Source organism: Prosthecobacter vanneervenii (assembly GCF_014203095.1).
Classification (GTDB): Bacteria; Verrucomicrobiota; Verrucomicrobiia; order Verrucomicrobiales; family Verrucomicrobiaceae; genus Prosthecobacter; species Prosthecobacter vanneervenii.
Genome location: NZ_JACHIG010000002.1, coordinates 539,263 through 556,416 on the forward strand (window position 1 = coordinate 539,263; position 17,154 = coordinate 556,416).

A 17,154-nucleotide genomic window follows, 5' to 3' on the forward strand; every position below is an offset into this window, starting at 1 on the left:
TGCCTCGAGATGAGTCGTGCGTCACGCTCATGCCACCACTGTCGCATTGCAAAAACTCAAGGCCGCAGGACAGATGCCTCGCATGCACATCCACCTGCTCTCCACTGATGCAGCCCTGAGCCAGGTCCGTTCACGCAGCACCGGCCTCACAGCGGCAGAGGCTGCCGCCCGCCTGGCAGAATCGCGCACACGCCTGCGAAAAAGCAGCAGCTCCGCCTGGCGTCTGCTGCTCAATCAATTCCGCAGCCCCCTCGTCATCCTGCTGCTCGTGGCCATGTCCATCTCCGCCTTTCTCGGGGACAAGATGGACGTCCTCATTGTCTCCACCGTCGTGCTCATGAGCACCTTGCTCGGCTTCTGGCAGGAATACCGCGCCGCCAATGCCGTCGCCGCTCTCCTCGCCATGATCCAGGCACGCGCCACCGTTCTGCGCGATGGCCAGAAGATCGAAGTCCCTGCCGAGCAGGTCGTGCCGGGAGACGTTGTCCTCCTCAGCGCTGGAGACACCATCCCCGGAGATGCCCTGCTGCTGGAATCCAAGGACCTCTTTGTCGATGAATCCGCACTCACCGGCGAAAGCTACCCCGCCGAGAAAAAAGCCGGTGCCGTCGCATCAGATGCACGCCAGAGCGAGCGCACCAATGCCGTCTTTGAAGGCACCCACGTCGTCAGCGGCACCGCGCATGTCCTCATCATGGCCACCGGAGATGACACTGAGTTCGGCGCCATCTCCGAGCGCCTCCGTCTTCGTGCGCCCGAAACGGAATTCGAGCGCGGTTTGCGCCGCTTTGGCGAAATGCTCATCAAAGTCACGCTGATCTTCGTCATCGCCATTTTTGCCATCAATGTCTTCTTCCACCGCCCGGTGCTCGAAGCCTTCATGTTTGCCCTCGCGCTCGCCGTGGGCATGACGCCGGAGCTCCTGCCCGCCATCGTCAGCATCACCCTGGCGCGCGGAGCCAAGCGCATGGCGCAGGATCAGGTCATCGTGCGCCGCCTTTCCTCCATCGAAAATTTCGGCAGCATGAATGTCCTCTGCTCGGACAAAACCGGCACTCTCACCGAGGGCCGCGTACGCCTCCTCGCGGCGAATGATGCGCAGGGGAACGCAAGCGACACCGTTCGCCTGCACGGCGTGCTCAATGCCACCTTTGAAAGCGGCTTCACCAATCCCATCGATGCCGCACTGCGTGCCGAAACCGGCCTCGACATCTCCGGCTGGCACAAGTTTGACGAGGTGCCCTACGACTTCATCCGCAAGCGCCTCAGCGTCGTGGTGGAGCACGTGAATGGCGGAAAGCGCCATCTCATGATCACCAAGGGCGCTTTTGCCAATGTGCTCGCTGTCTGCACCAAGGTGGCAGCTTCCGGTGGAGATCAGCCGATCGAGGCATTTCGTGACACCTTGCAGCAGCGCTTTGCAGATTACAGCCACGCCGGCCACCGCGTGCTCGGCCTCGCCTGCCGGGATGTCACCGACGATCCCGTGATCAATAAAGACGACGAGCAGGACATGACCTTCACCGGTTTCCTGCTCTTTGACGATCCGCCCAAAGCCGGAGCCGCCGAGGCCATCCAGGAGCTGCGCCAGCTCGGCGTCAGCCTCAAGGTCATCACTGGGGACAACCGCCTCGTGGCCCAGCGCCTCGGCACGCAGATGGGCATCGCCAGCCCCAAGGTTCTCACCGGAGACGTACTGCACCATATGAACGAGGCCGCACTCATCAGCCGCGTCAGCGAGGTGGACATCTTTGCCGAGACTGAGCCCAATCAAAAAGAACGCATTCTCATCGCCCTGCGCAAGGCGGGCCACGTCGTAGGATATCTGGGAGATGGCATCAATGACGCCTCCGCTCTCCACGCCGCCGATGTGGGCATCTCCGTCGATGGTGCAGTGGATGTGGCCAAGGAAGCCGCTGACATCGTGCTCCTGCGCCATGACCTCGGCGTGCTCGCACGCGGTGTTCACAATGGCCGCATCACGTTCGCCAATACGCTCAAATACATCTTCATCGCCACCAGTGCCAATTTTGGCAACATGTTCAGCATGGCCGGAGCCTCTCTCTTCCTGCCCTTCCTCCCCCTGCTGCCCAAGCAGATCCTGCTCAACAACTTCCTCTCCGACCTTCCCGCACTCACCATCGCCACGGATTCCGTCGATCCAGAGCAGGTGCAGAAGCCACGCCGCTGGGATCAGAAATTCATCCGCCGTTTCATGGTCGCCTTTGGCCTTGTCAGCTCTGTGTTTGACTACCTTACCTTCGGCGCGCTGCTTCTTCTGCTGCATGCCACCGAAAGTCAGTTTCAGACCGGATGGTTCATTGAGTCCGTGCTGACACAGATGTTCATCGTCATGGTCATTCGAACGCACCGTTCCATTTTTAAAAGCCGTCCCGGCCGCATTCTTGCCGCTGCCACGCTCACCGTCGCGGGCAGCGTCATTCTCCTGCCCTACACACCGCTCGGAGCACTCTTCGGCCTCGTGCCCCCGCCTTGGTATTTCATGCTCACCCTCGCCGGCATCACCCTCCTCTACCTCCTCACCAGCGAACTCATGAAACGTGTCATGTTCTCCCGTCTGGAGCAGGCGCAGCCAGCCCCGCGCTAACCTTACCTCTTCAGCATCCGCTTCGCGCACACCAGCCCGGGCACCATCGGCAGCCAGAAGCTCAGCCCACGGAAAAGCAGTGTCGCAGACAGTCCTAAAGACAAAGGCAGCCCGATGCTCTTCAGAGACATCACCGACGCTGTCTCAAAGGTGCCCAGTCCACCCGGAATGATGCCGATCGTGCGGAAGAGCGTGGACACCATGAAGCTGGAAAACACACCACCAGGGGACGCCGTCACACCCAGCGCACGCGCCGCCACCCAGATCGTCGTGGCATCCAGCAGAAAATTCACCACATGCAGCGCAAAGGCCGTCAGCAGCACCCGCTTGTTTTTCACCGAGGCCGGATGCGCATGGTCCAGCCAATCCACCAGCTTCGCCAGTTTGGCAAAGCGTCGCAGCCGGGGCTTCAGCCAGCGCATGCCGCCATTCGGCAGCGAGAGCTGCACCCAGCACATCGCGGCCCCAGCCAGCACAAAGCCCAGCATCGCCACATCTACCCACGTCGGCAGGTAGGCGTTGTACAGCGCCACCGCCATGCATGCTGCATAGGCCAGATAATACATCCCGTTGTCCACCAGCACGGCCGAGGCCACCACCGCACGTGGCATGCCCATGCGTGAGAGCGCACCGGACACCACCGCCACACCGCTGATGCCAGCCGAGGGCAGCGCCTGATCCACAAACAGCATCGCCAGACTGATCTGATACGATTTTCCCAAAGGCAGTGCATGCCCTGCGGCCCCCGTGGCCACACGCCACACGATGCCCTGCAGCAGGTAGGTGCAGGCCTGCAGCCCCAGCGCCAGCACCAGCCAGCGCACATCCATCTGCTTCAGCAGGCTCAAAAATTCCTCTTCTTCCGTCAGATGCGTCACCACCAGGATCAGCGCCGCACACGCCGCCGCCCCCGTGAGCCACACCATCCACGACATCGGAGGCAACCTGCCCTGCGGATTCTTCATCAAAAGATCCGTTTCTTCATCGGTGTTCCTCTCCTCGGGCATGGCTCTTTGTGGGATTTCCTCAGTTTGAAGTCAATCGGGAACCCATCAGCCACCGCGCTGATCACTTCTCTTTCCCCACCGCAGGCAACACCCGGCTGAAGATCTCCTGGGTGAGCAGTTGGTAGGCCGGTGTCTGCCAGTGGTAGTTGTCACCTGAGGCAAGATCGAGGTGCGAGGCGAGCAGGGCATACGCGTCGATCACTTCGATGCCTTCTTGTTTCATGACCTGCGCGGAAAGGGTGTTGAGGCGCAGCACCACGTCATTTTTGTCGCCGAATGCAGTGACAGGCTTGTCCGGGGCTGGACGTGCCGCCGTGTGCGGTGTGGTCATGAGGTAGAAGATTTTGGCCTGAGGCGCGCCATTCTTGAAGCAGCGTGTCAGCTTCTGCATCCGCTCCAACACCACCGCATCTGAAACCTGGGCTGGCGTCCAGTGCAGGGAATGCAGGCCGTTGTTGAAAACAATCGCGTCAAACTTGTATCGGCCCGCCATTTCGCTCAGAGCCTGCTCAGGCACGTCTCCACCCACGAAGTGAACGCAATGAAAGGTATAAACGTTCTTTTTGAGCATCTCTGGAATGAAGGAGCCGCTGTAGCCCATGGAGATGGAGTCGCCGTAGATGAGCACCTGGGGCCACTCGGGATGCTCGATCTTTGGCACGTCCAGCGCCCAGCCTTTCCCGGCCACCGCGCCGCGCGGGTAGGGTCCTGCGCTCTCTTTCTTTGAAACGTAGTTATAAGCAGGTCCAAAGACCTTCACGCTGTGCACCGTCACGGGCATGGTCTTGGACTTCGGATTGTCGTTGCGCCCGATCCACATCGGCTCGCTGTTGGGCACGAGCTCCATGAAGCACTTCTTGATGGGAGCGTCATCGATGTAAAAGGTCGCCAGGCCATTGCGCACGGCCAGCGTGAAGGTGCAGGGTTTGTTGATTTCCGGCTCGTTGCGCCCATTCAGCGCACCACCGGTCATCAAAATCTTGTTCACGACGGAGTTTACCTGACGCGCATAATACGGCTTGTCCTTGTAGTTGAAGAACATGGCAAAGCCGTCGTCCTTTCCGCCGCTTTGCTTGTTCATCACGGTAAAGACCGCATCCTGCACCAGAGCGTCTAAAGAGAGCGTGACCTGCACAGTGAAGTTCTTCTGATCAGGAAACGCCTCTGCAGGAACGGCGAATGATGCGCCATCGTGCAGCTTTATGGCACCTCCTGCCTTCTCCACCGCCGGGATGTCGTTTTTGGCGAGATCCCAGAGAGGGGATTCATCGGCAGTGGCCAAGCCTGAGAAAGCGAGCGCAAACAGGAGCGTCGTGAGTCTTTTCATGGAATGCAGAGTTTAGCGCTGCCCGATCACGCTGAAGTCGAGATCGCCCTTTCCGGCATCCACACCTGCGCGCATGGCGGCGGCGGTGCAGTCCAGTGCAGGGGTGTGCAGCTTGGCCTCGGCGGCGAGTTCGCGGGCAAAGTCGGCGTCCTTCAGCATGTTGCGCAGGGCGAAGTGCGGCTCGTAGTCGCTCTTGATGATGGCGGGCAGCTTCATGCCGATGAGCGTGGAGTAGTTGGCGTTGCTCTCCAGGGCCTCGTGCAGCTTTTCCAAGGGAATCCCGTTGGCCTTGGTGATGTCTGCTGCCTCGGCCACCGCCTCGACGATCACAGCGGAGACGAGATTGGTCACGATCTTGAGCACCATGGCGTCTCCCACTTCCCCGAGCGGCAGGATTTTGGCAGCGCTGGCCTCCAGCACGGGGCGGGCGCGCTCCAGCAGCAGGTCGCTGCCGCCGATGTAGTAGCAAAGCTTGCCGTTTTGAGCGGCCATCTTGCTGCCGGTGAAGGGGGCGTCCAGGTAAGCTGCGCCTGCGGCCTCCACCAGTCTGCCCGCCTCCAGTGCGGCGGCCTTGCTCACGGTGGCGTGGTTCATGATGAGGTGCCCGGCTTTGAGGGCTGGCTTCATGTCTTCGATGGCCTCGATCAGCGCCTTGCTGTCACGCACAAAAATTTGAATGATGCCGGCGGCCTCCGCCACCTCATGCGGGGAGGAGAGGAAGTTGGGCACCGGGCGCGCGCTCCTGCTCCAGACAAACACTTCATGTCCTGCCTTGCGCAGATTTTCCGCCACACGACTGCCGATGATGCCGAGTCCGAGAATGCCAACGTTGGGTTTCATGCCCACGCCCTTAGCGCGCATTTCACGCGGTGCAAATCCTCACCGTGCAGGCTCGGTGGCGCTGACGACTTCGGCATGAGTCACCACCTGCACACGCTTGCTCAGGGCTGCCAGCAGTTGCTTCACGGCCGACTCGCGGCGCTGACTGGTGAGCATGGCGGTGATTTCCTCCCGCACCTCTTCGAAAGCCGGCAGGCATGAGGCGCGCTGCTCCTTCAGCAGGATGAGGTGCCAGCCGACGCGGGTGCGCACCGGAGCGCTCACCTGCCCTACCCGCAGGCTGCGCACCGCCGCGATGAAATCCGCCGGCATGCGCTCGTGCGTAAACCAGCCCAAATCTCCGCCCAGCCTCTTGCTGCGCTCGTCTTCTGAATGAGCTGCCACAAGCTGCGCGAAGGTGCTCTTTCCTGCCAGCATCTGCTGCTGCAGGCCGCGGATCTCGGCCTCGCGGTCCGGCTTTCCAGGAGTTGCCTGCGCCAGGAAAAGATGGGCTGCATGCCAGGCCTGCGGAATGCGCAGTTTTTCCCGGTGGCCCTGATACCATGCCTGAACCACCTGCGGAGTGATCTTGGCCACTTCAGGCTGAATTTGTGCGGCGATCCAGGCCTCATCGCGCAGAGATTCCTCGATCTGCGCCGCGAGAGTCTTAGGGGTGAGATGCTGCGCGGCCATGCGGCGGGGTGCCTCTTCAGCCTCCGCAAACTGCCGCTGCATCATGTCGGCCTCCTGCCGGGCCGCCGGACTGGGAGCGGTGCTGACGGGGGCGTCTTTGAGGCGAAAGGCTCGGATCAGTCGGGCATCGATCAGCCGATCCAGCACCTCGAGGCGCAATTTCTGACGTGCCTCGGGGTTCAAAAAGGCCCATTTGGCATCCTGTTTCCACAATTCCTCACGGAGTGCATCGGCAAGCTCACGACGGGATATGGGCTGGCCAGCAACCTCTGCCACCACTCCGCCGCGCAGCCAGCGGTCCACCGGACCGTGGTAGTAGTAGAGGTCAGCGGCCACGTAACAGCCCGCCACCACCAAAAAGAGGATGGTCCACCACCCCAGCAGGCCCTGGAAAATACGCGACATTAAGGCCTGAAGCCTAGGAGACGCTCTGCGAGGTGCAAGCCCAAGCCCCTCTTTTGCGGAGTTGCCCGTCATCAAGTCCGCCTTATTTTTCACAAATTTAATAAAATAAACCTCGATTTATCTCGCCGTTACCATAAATTTCATAACATCATGACATTCCCTCGGTTCTTTTCCCTGCTCTTTGCGGCTTGGACCGTCACAGCCTCCGCTGCGACGGTTTCCGTGACTGGTTTGGATAATAACGGCGACGTGATCGGGCAGTATGTCATTGGTGGTCAGACCTATTGGTGGATGTGCATTGAACCGGGACCGCCAGCCATCAGCAATCAGACCATCACCGCCAACAGCCTCTCTTTTACCGATGGCTGGACGGTGCAAAACACTGAACGCTATGTGAATACGTATGGGGCCGACCCGAGTTTCTACGCCAGCATCGTGCCGAAGCAGATCGCGGTGATGGAGTATGTGCTGGATACCTACCTGCCCTGGAACACGCTGGCCGGTGCCTCTGGGCGCTTTTTGGAGCAAAGCGGCGACTTTAACAATTTCACGAACAACGACAGCTTCTACAACGCGATGTTTGCGGTGCAGAACTTCCTAGCGCAAACGGAGGGCAAGCCGCCGAAGTCGGACTTTACCGACATGAGCGACTACCTGGACTACTACGCCGGTCATGGGAATGCCACGGATGACGCGCGCTCCGCGATCTTCCAGAGCATGCTCAGCGATGTGGCCGCGAAGGACGGTGCGGGCTTTTTCGCCACCTACACTCCCGTGCACGATTATTCCACGATCAACACCTACGCTCCAGAGGCTGATCCAAGCAACTGGCAGGACGGGCTGGTGATCGGCATGGCAGCGGTGCCAGAACCGGGCAGCGCCATCCTCGTGGCCAGTGTTGGGCTGGCCTGGATCATCCGCCGTCGGCGTCGGTAAAAGCTCCCTATTCGGAACGAAGCGCCTCAAAATGAGCGCGAGTCAACTGGGGATCCAGTTTGGTATAGAAGTCGATCACCAGCTCCGCCTTTTCGCGCATTTTGGGAAACTGCTGCATGGCTGTGCGCAATGCTGCATCGCCCATCATAAGGCGTGAAGCGATGGAATTGAAGTCCTCCTCCATGCTGGCCTGCGCATAGGCAGAAGAAGGAGAGCAACAGAGCGCGAATCATGAGGCAAGAGGTGAAGCGAGGTTACCAAGCTCGCAGCTCGATCTTACAAAGACCTGACTTGTGACTTATGTTAATTATAGAAACGTGGCGCATAAACGATAAAAACCGTCATTTATGCGCCTCAATTCCACGAGAAGCTTGCTTATGCAGGCGCTGAAAACACCCCGTTTGCGGGGTCTGGTGGTGGGGATGGTGATGATGGGGACGGGGGTGGTGGCGCAGGAGATGAGGCTGGAAATCAATTCGATGGCAGGTGGTAAGGCTTTGAGGATGAATGAGCCAGTCTCGGCTCAACAAAAGGCGAGGATCACGAGGCTGGACTTTCTGCTCTCGGGGCTGGCGCTGCGGAGGAAGGATGGGACGTGGGTGGAATCGAAGGACTGGTTTGCGTATCTGAGCGCAGGTGCTGGAAGGATGACGGCGAAGGGATCGGGCATTCCGGCGGGTGAGTACACGGGGATCCGTTTCCAGATTGGGGTGGATGATGCCACCAATCGTGCTGATCCGCACCGATATGCCGCAGATCATGCGCTGAACCCACAGGTGAACGGTCTGCACTGGGGATGGATGGGAGGATATATCTTTCTGGCGCTGGAGGGAAGATTCCAGAACGAGGGAAAAGAGGACGGGTTCTCCTACCACATCGCGAACATGCCGCAGCTCATGAAGGTGGATCTGCCGGTGGAATTTCGGGGCGGGAGGCCGCTGACTTTGACGCTGGATTTTGACCTCGAAAAGGTGCTTTCTTGTGTCGGATTCAGCAAAGACGGCACCTCGACCCACTCGCGGGAGGGCGATGAGCTGGCGATGCGGATCAAGAGCCGGATCGAGCAGTCGTTCCGGGTGCGGGGGCTTAGCTATGATGTGTATCAGACCCCGGCGTATGCCAGCCCCCCTGCCCCGCTGCCGGCCGGGACGCATGCCTACAAGCCAGCGGTGACGCAGCGCTTTCCGCAGGTGCGGCTGCCGACGGACAATCCGCTTACGGAGGAGGGGGTGGAGCTGGGGAGGAGGCTGTTTCAGGACAAGCGGCTATCGGTGAACCAGACGCAGGCGTGCGCGTCGTGCCATGATCAGGGGCATGCGTTTGCGGATGTGCGGCGCTTCAGCCTGGGGGCGGAGCAGCAGGTGGGTAAGAGGAATGCGATGCCGCTTTTCAATCTGGCGTGGCAGCCTGCCTTCTTCTGGGATGGGCGCGCGGCGACGCTGAGGGAGCAGGTGCTGATGCCGATCCAGGATGCGCATGAGATGAACGAGACGCTGCCGAAGGTGGTGGCGAAGCTGAGTGCGGATGCGGAATGTGTGGAGGCGTTTCGCGCGGCGTATGGGGTGAGTGAGATCACGGCGGATGGGATTGCCAAGGCGCTGGAGCAATATCTTCTCACTTTGGTTTCGCAGGAGTCGCGGTTTGACCGTGCGGCGAGGAAGGTGGCGGAGCTGACGGAAAGTGAGAAGCGGGGGTTGAGGCTGTTTGTGACGGAGTTTGACCCGAAGCGCGGACTGCGCGGGGCGGACTGCTTTCACTGTCATGGGGGGACGCTGTTTATGAGCCAGGCGTTTGCCAACAACGGGCTGGCGCTGGCGGAGGATGACATCGGACGGATGGCGGTGACGAAGGACGAGGCGGACCGGGGCAAGTTTAAAACACCGAGCCTGCGGAACATCGCACGCACCGCGCCATACATGCATGACGGTCGCTTTGCCACGCTGGAGGAGGTGGTGGAGCACTACAGCAGCGGCGTGCGCAACAGCCCGACGCTGGACCCGAATCTGGCGAAGCATCCGGCAGGAGGAATCCAACTGACGGCGGAGGAGAAGGCAGATCTGGTGGCCTTTCTGAAGACGCTGACGGATGAGAGCTTCACCGGTGGAGAAGAGGCCACCACTGCTGCGCGATGAAACGTCTATCGCTGATCCTAGCGCTGATGATGGCTGCGAACTCCGCGAATGCGGACGGGGTGACGCATGAGCAGGATGATGCGCTGGCCGCCGAAGCGGCGCTGCTGGCACCACCTGCCGAGCTGCCGCAGGTGCAGACGCCCTCCCCCGTGCAGTATGCGACGCTGGGAAAGTGGAGCGCAGTGATCCCGTGGACGCCGCACATCCCGGTGACGTGTGCGATGCTGCCGGATGGAAGGCTGCTGACCTTTGCGTCGAGCCAGCCGACCACGTTTCCGATGGGGACTTCCACGTATGCGGCGACGTGGGACTGCCGCACGGGGGAGTTCAAGGTGGTGAACAACCCCTACCACGACATGTTTTGCGGTGGTGTAGCGATGCTGCCAGACGGACGGCTGCTGGTGAACGGGGGCAACAACACGATCCGTGACAGCAGCGTGTTTGACTGGCGCACGAACACCTGGAGCAAGACCGCTGACATGCAGGACCCGCGCTGGTACAACACGAGCGTGGCACTTCCGGACGGGAGCGTCTTCACCGCGCTCGGCTCCGGAGGGAGCAGCAGCTCCGAGCGCTGGACGGAGAGCAAGGGCTGGACGCGCTACACGGGGATCGACTGGACGCAGGCCACGAGCGAGAACGACATGGAGTCGATCTGGCACCCCTTTCTGCATGTGGCACCGAACGGGAAGATAGCCCACACCGGCCCCACCAAGACGATGCACTGGGTGGACCCGAGCGGGAACGGGCAGATCATCAACACGAGCGCGTGCGTGCAGGGCTACTACTACCCGAAGGACGGAGCGATGGTGATGTTTGCACCGGGGAAGCTGCTGCAAGGAGCGGGGCGCACGGTGGGTGGTGGTGCGACAAACCAAGCGTGGGTGGTGGACATCAACGGGAGCACGCCCACGGTGACCCAGACGGGCAGCCTGAAGTATGCGCGCACTTTTGCCAATGGCGTGATCCTGCCGACGGGCGAGGTGATGGCGATCGGGGGGAACACATCGCAGATCAAATTCAGTGATCTGGGCAGCGTGATGACGCCGGAAATCTGGAACCCGACGACCGGAACGTGGCGCACGGCAGCGGACATGCAGGTGCCGAGGAACTACCACTCCGTGGCGATGCTGCTGCCCGATGGGCGTGTGTGGTCCGGAGGTGGCGGACTGAGCGGTGATGCAGCGGACCATCAGGATGCGCAGGTCTTCACACCGCCGGTGCTTTTCAATCCGGATGGCACGGCGGCGGTGCGGCCGGAGATCACGGAAACGCCGGAAGTGATCGGGCCGGGGCTGGCCTTCACGGTGCGCGCCACGGCGGGGATGAAGCGCTTTACGATGATCAAGTCGGCATCGCTGACGCATTCGGTGACGAGCGACCTGCGATTTGTGGAGCTGGTCTTTAATGAGGTGGCACCGGGCGCGTATGCGCTGCAGGCACCGGCGAATGTGAATGTGCTGACGCCGGGGTACTGGATGCTGTTTGGCATCTCGGCGAGCGGGCCGTATTCGGAGTCGAAGATGCTGCTTGTAGATGCGACGCTGACGAGTTCGATCAGCCATCCGGACGCTCAGTTTACGACGGTGGGGAAAAGCGTGGTGCCGGTGACGGTGAGGTCGTATGGGTACAGTGCATCGACGCGAGCCTACAGCGCCGACAATCTGCCGCCGGGCGTGACGCTGGATGCGGTGAGCGGGCTCATCTCCGGCACGCCAACGACCACAGGCCGCTGGAATGTGAGCGTGACGGTGAGCGACGGACTGCTGGAGGCAGCGACGGCAAGCTTTTTGTGGACGGTGCACTCTGACCTGCAAGTGGAGCCGCTGGCGAACGCGCCGGTGCAGGCGGGTGATGCTTTAAACTTTAACGTGGCCACAAGTGGAAGCAGCGCGCCGGAGTTTCAGTGGGACTTTGGCGACGGCACCGGGGTGACGGATTTCAGCAGCAGCGCGAGCTTTGCCAAAACCTACGCCAAGCCGGGGCGCTATCTGGTGACGCTGACGGTGCGGGATGACACGGGAAGCGTGGTGACGACGAGCTTTCACCAAGCCGTGCACGCGCCGCTGACGGCGAAGAGGCCGAGTGTTTCAAGCAGTCTGGCGTATCAGGTGCGCAGCGGAGCGAACGCGAGGCTGTGGGTGGTGAACCCGGACCAGGACAGCGTGACGGTCTTTGATGCAGTGACGCGAGCACGCGGCGGAATCATCGGCACCGGCAAGGGACCACGCAGTGTGGCGACAGCGCCGGATGGAAGAGCGTGGGTGGTGAACAGCGAGAGCGGAAGCATCAGCGTCATCGGGGCGAATTTGAGCGTGGTGCAGACGGTGTCGCTGGCTCTGGGATCGCGCCCGTATGCGGTGGTGTTTGATCCTGCGGGGAGTGCTGCGTATGTGTCGCTGCAGGACAGCGGCGTGGTACTGAAGCTGGATCCAACGAATCCGGCCAAGGTGCTGGGATCGGCCCAGGTGGGAACGAGCGTGAGGCACCTGTCTGTGAGCGCGGATGGTGCGCAGGTGTTTGCAACGAGGTTCATCACGCCACCCCTGCCCGGCGAGAGCACGGCCACGGTAGTGACGCAGGATGGTGACACGAAGTACGGCGGGGTGGTGTGCGTGCTGGAGGCGGCGAGCATGAGCGTGAGTCGCAGCGTGATCCTGGCGCACAGCGAGGAGGCTGACAGCTCAATCGCAGGGCGAGGGATACCGAATTATCTGGGGCCTGCGGTGATCAGCCCGGATGGCACGAATGCGTGGGTGCCGTCGAAGAAGGACAACATCAAACGCGGTGCGCTACGTGATGGGAACCCGCTGACGCATGACAACACGGTGCGCAGCATTGTGTCGCGCCTTGATCTCGGAAGCCTGGCGGAGGACCTGCCGGCGAGGATTGATTTCAATGATGCGGGGATCGCCTGCGCGGCGGCGTATGATCCGACGGGGATGTATCTTTTCACAGCACTGGAAGGCAGCCGTGCTGTGGCGGTGGTGGATGCGTGGAACCAGAAGGAGCTGCTGCGTTTTAATGCGGGGCGTGCGCCGCAGGGCGTGGTGACGTCTCCAGACGGAAACACTGTTTATGTGCACAACTTCATGGACCGGACGGTGACGATGCATGACGTGAGCGCGATCCGAAGTGGTGCTGAAACGGCACCGGTGATGAGCGCGACGCTGAAATGCATCTCCACAGAAAAGCTGAGTCCCGTGGTGCTGAAGGGGAAGCAGTTCTTCTACGATTCGCAAGACCCGCGGCTGGCGCTGCAGCAATACATCAGCTGCGCGGCGTGCCACAATGACGGCGACCAGGATGGGCGCGTGTGGGATTTCACGAGCTTTGGCGAGGGGCTGCGCAACAACATCTCGCTGCGCGGACATGCGACGCACGGGCCTTCCCACTGGACGGGAAACTTTGACGAGATTCAGGATTTTGAAGGACAGATCCGCAGCCTGCCAAACGGGCTGGGGCTGATGAGTGACGCGGCTTTTCACACCGGCACGAGGGACCAGCCGCTGGGAGATCCGAAAGCTGGTGTGAGCGCGGATCTGGATGCGCTGGCGGCGTATGTGAAATCTCTGAGCACAGCGGGAAGCAGTCCGATGCGTGGGAGCAATGGAGCGCTGACGGCTGAAGCGGTGGCGGGCAGGCAGGTCTTTCGCGCACAGAACTGCGCGGCCTGCCATGAGGGGACACGCTTTACGAAGAGCGCGCTGAATGTGTTTGAGGACATCGGCACGATCAAACCAACGAGCGGGCAGAGACTGGGCGGGCCGCTTGCCGGGCTGGATGTTCCGACGCTGCGTGGACTGTGGAGCACGGCGCCGTATCTGCATGATGGAAGTGCGGCGACACTGGCGGATGCGGTGCGGGCGCACAAGGGAGTGCTGCTTACAGACAACCAGCTGTCTCAACTCGTGTCTTATCTCTCTCAAATTGACGACGCAGAGGTGAGTGCACCTGCACCGTTGAGCATTGTGCTGGCAACTGCGGGCGGAAATGTGAGCGGATCCTTCCCAGTTGCGGGGTATCTGAGCGAGGCAGCTGCGGGGTTCGCGGCAGATGACATCGTGATCATCGGCGGAGTGGTGCGCGGATTCAGCATGACGGGAACGAGCTTCAGCTTTTATGTGGAACCGAAGGCGGCGAGCGTGAGCATCTCGATCCCTGCGAATGTGATGCAGGACGCGACAGGGCTGGGCAATCTGGGATCGAACGTGCTGACGGTGGTGAACAGTGCAGATGTGACACCGCCAGTGATCACGCTGAGCACGGCGGCGGAAAGCGTGAGCGGGGCCTTCACGGTGAGCGTGAATGCGAGCGAAGCGATCGTGGGACTGAGTGCGGCTGATTTTGTGGTCGTGAATGGTGTGGCCACCGACTTGAGCGGGAGCGGAGCGGTGTACCTTCTGAGCATTCAGCCAACGGCGGCGGGTGTGGTGACGGTGCAGCTGCCTGCGGAAACGACGGCGGATGCGGCGGAGAATCCGAGTGGGGCGTCGAATCTGCTGAGCGTGAGCTATGTTCCGACGGACAACACCGGAGCCGGTGTGGTGAATGATCCGGCGCCAAGCGTGGTGCTGACGGCGACCGGGAGAAGCGGAAGCGGCGGGTTCATGATTCAAGCGCAGTTCAGCGAGGCGGTGACGGGACTGGATGCGTCGGAATTTGTGGTGACGAATGGAAGCATTGTGGCGCTGAGTGGAGGAGACGCGCTGTGGGTGGCGACAGTGCAACCGGCGGCCGACGGGGATGTGAGCGTGAGCCTGCCGGTAAATGCGGCGCAGGACAGCGCAGGACAAGGCAGCAGCGCCTCGAACACGCTGGTGCTGGGAAATGCACCGCCCGCGCCGCTGAGCGTAAAGATCCATTTTCAAAACACGGGTGCGCCGACGCCCAACGGCTACTGCGCGGATGACGGCGATGTGTTTGGTGCGCGCAACGGACTGACGTATGGATGGAACAACGACCACACCGCGCAGGGTCGGGATCGGAATGCCGTGAGTGATCAGCGCCAGGACACGGTGATGCGCCTGCTGGCGGGTGCGCAGTGGGAGATGGCGCTGCCGAACGGTGAATATGATGTGACGATCAGCGTGGGAGACGCGACGCAGAGCAGCACGAACACGCTGAACGTCGAGGGCGTGGCGGTGTGGAATGCTGCGGCGTGCGCGGCGGGGGTGTTTCAGGTGAAGAGCGTACGGGTGCTGGTGAGCGACGGGAGGCTGACGCTGGACAACGGTGCTGCGGCCAAGGGGCTGACGGCGCTGAATTATGTGCAGCTTTCCAGCACGAGCAGCACGGTCTCCGGGACGCAGAACGGACTGGCGGCGGAGTATTATGCGGGGGTGAATTTTGACCAACTGCGCTACAGCCGCACGGACCGCACGGTGGATTTCCGCTGGAGCGCGGCGGCACCGGATGTGCGGCTGGGAGCGGACAACTTCAGCGTGAGATGGCAGGGCGTGGTGATGCCGCTGCACAGCGAGAGGCACACCTTTGTGACCACGAGCGACAACGGGGTGAGGCTGTGGGTGAACGGGCAACTGATCCTCAACCGCTGGAACAAGCATGCGGAAGAAACGAGCAGCGCTGAAGTGGACCTGCAGGCGGGAGTGCCTGCGGCGATCAAGCTGGAGTTTTTTGCGAATGACGGTGATGCCGTGATACGGCTGATGTGGGCCAGCCCGAGCCAGCCGCTGCAGGTGATCCCGACAGAGCGGCTGCTGACGCATGCGCCGGGGCAGGCTGTGACGGGATACCCGGAGAGCTTTGCGGAATGGTGCGCGAGCGCACGCAGCAACGGTGCACTGAGCAACGCTGCGGGCAATGCGGACGGTGATGATCTGCCGGATCTGCTGGAGTATGCCTTTGGCGCGAGTGCGGGCAGCGGGATCAATGCCGGGGATGTGCTGAGGCTGAGCACGCTGAACGGCCATGTGAGCGCGAGCGTGGTGAGGCCACGAGGACCGAATGACCTGAACTGGCAGCTGCAAAGCAGCACGGACCTGAAGACATGGACGGCGCTGAACGCGGCTGCGACGGTGAGCGACAACGGAGACGGCACGCTGACGGTGAGGTGGAAGGATCTGGATACGGCGAGCGGCAGCACGAGCGGGATGGTAAGGCTGCTGGTGAGGTGCACTGCAACGGGTGAGACGGCAGTCACGGCACCGTATGCGTGGCAGACGTACACGATCGCAGGCGGCATGCAGTCGATCGGGGTGAATGTGGTGAACACGCCGGTCTTCAGCGGGTATGCGCACTCGGCGAGTGAAGGCGTGGTGTATCTGAGTGATGCAAGCTTTCTGCCCGGCGTGGTGGATGAGGATGCGAGCTACTACGTGGAAGTGAAGGACGGTGCGTATGCGGGGCACCACTTTGACCTGGCGCACATCGGTGACCGGGTGCTGGTGGTGGACATGGAGTCAGAAGCGAACACGCTGGCGGCGGTGCCGGGGGAGATCGCGGGGGCGCGCATCTCCGTGCACAAGCATGTGACGCTGGGGCAGATTTTTGACAAAAGCGTGCTGCAAGGCACGAACAACCCGGGCGCGGCTGACCAGGTGCAGATGGCGACTGCGACGGGCTACCGAACGTACTGGCTGCTGAAGTCGGGCAGCCGGAGCCAGTGGGTGGCGGCGGGAGATGCGAGGCTGACGGTGGCAGACGGGGTGGTGATCCAGCCGGGCACTGGGGTGATGCTGAAAAGCGTGAGCGCGACGCCGCGCACGCTGATGGCGGCAGGACAGGTGCGGACGACGCCGTTTGTGCGGGTGCTGACGCCTGGGCTGAATCTTTTAAGCAACCCGTGGCCGCTGGATGCCACGCCCACGAGGCTGGGAATGTTGGCGGCGGGGTCTTTTAATGCGACTACCAGCCCGGCGACGGCGGACTCCCTGCAGGTGTGGAAGGGCGATGCGCAAAGCGGCGCGAGCGGGTATGACGGGTGGTGGCTGTTTCAGAATCCGCGTGGGGCGACGGCAGCGTGGGTTTCTTCACGGGATGCGACGCTGGCCAGCCAGAATGATGTGCTGGTGCTGAAGGCGGGACGTGGAGCGGTGCTGACGAGAAGAGGGAGCGCGGGGGCGGTGTGGCGTGTGGAGGGGCTGTGAGGAGCGCTGTGGGGAGGTTTGATGCGATTTTTGAGAAGGAGGCAGGAGGTGCTGGATGCTGCGAGAGTGAGAGATGGTGCGGGTGTCAGGGGGCTGGCGTGCCGCACAGAGGACTGTG

The 17,154-nt window shown here is 61.7% G+C and carries 9 protein-coding genes; 4 read left to right on the top strand and 5 right to left on the bottom strand.

Translation table 11 applies throughout. The features are described from left to right. Positions 1 to 16 precede the first annotated feature (16 nt). Positions 17 to 2,608 (top strand): magnesium-translocating P-type ATPase, encoded by a 2,592-nt coding sequence (gene mgtA / locus HNQ65_RS07290; protein ID WP_221306071.1) that lies wholly within the window; start codon positions 17 to 19, stop codon positions 2,606 to 2,608. A 2-nt stretch (positions 2,609 to 2,610) separates the two neighbouring features. On the opposite strand, the gene HNQ65_RS07295 is transcribed toward mgtA, so the two are convergent. The 4 genes from HNQ65_RS07295 to HNQ65_RS07310 form a co-directional block, all read right to left on the bottom strand. Then, positions 2,611 to 3,615 carry a lysylphosphatidylglycerol synthase transmembrane domain-containing protein gene (locus tag HNQ65_RS07295; RefSeq protein WP_184338839.1) on the bottom strand — a complete coding sequence of 335 codons (1,005 nt, stop codon included), beginning with the start codon at positions 3,613 to 3,615 and terminating at the stop codon, positions 2,611 to 2,613. Positions 3,616 to 3,676: 61 nt separating this feature from the next. After that, complete coding sequence (locus tag HNQ65_RS07300; protein ID WP_184338840.1) at positions 3,677 to 4,942, bottom strand: SGNH/GDSL hydrolase family protein; 1,266 nt, start codon at positions 4,940 to 4,942, stop codon at positions 3,677 to 3,679. Between the two features lie 12 nt (positions 4,943 to 4,954). Beyond that, positions 4,955 to 5,782, bottom strand: coding sequence for an NAD(P)-dependent oxidoreductase (locus tag HNQ65_RS07305; protein ID WP_184338841.1), 828 nt, complete (start codon positions 5,780 to 5,782; stop codon positions 4,955 to 4,957). 39 nt (positions 5,783 to 5,821) lie between these two features. Further along, complete coding sequence (locus HNQ65_RS07310; protein ID WP_184338842.1) at positions 5,822 to 6,859, bottom strand: peptidylprolyl isomerase; 1,038 nt, start codon at positions 6,857 to 6,859, stop codon at positions 5,822 to 5,824. Positions 6,860 to 7,009: 150 nt separating this feature from the next. Between HNQ65_RS07310 and HNQ65_RS07315 the strand changes: the two genes are divergently transcribed. Next, complete coding sequence (locus tag HNQ65_RS07315) at positions 7,010 to 7,795, top strand: PEP-CTERM sorting domain-containing protein (RefSeq protein WP_184338843.1); 786 nt, start codon at positions 7,010 to 7,012, stop codon at positions 7,793 to 7,795. Between the two features lie 7 nt (positions 7,796 to 7,802). Here HNQ65_RS07315 and HNQ65_RS07320 read toward each other — a convergent pair whose 3' ends face one another. After that, positions 7,803 to 7,979: a hypothetical protein gene (locus HNQ65_RS07320; protein ID WP_184338844.1), complete on the bottom strand. Its 177-nt coding sequence runs from the start codon at positions 7,977 to 7,979 to the stop codon at positions 7,803 to 7,805. A 163-nt stretch (positions 7,980 to 8,142) separates the two neighbouring features. Between HNQ65_RS07320 and HNQ65_RS07325 the strand changes: the two genes are divergently transcribed. Continuing rightward, positions 8,143 to 9,927: an MbnP family protein gene (locus tag HNQ65_RS07325; protein WP_184338845.1), complete on the top strand. Its 1,785-nt coding sequence runs from the start codon at positions 8,143 to 8,145 to the stop codon at positions 9,925 to 9,927. Continuing rightward, positions 9,924 to 17,036, top strand: a complete 7,113-nt coding sequence (locus tag HNQ65_RS07330) for a PA14 domain-containing protein (protein WP_184338846.1) — start codon at positions 9,924 to 9,926, stop codon at positions 17,034 to 17,036. The genes HNQ65_RS07325 and HNQ65_RS07330 overlap by 4 nt, the downstream gene beginning before the upstream one ends. Positions 17,037 to 17,154 lie beyond the last annotated feature (118 nt).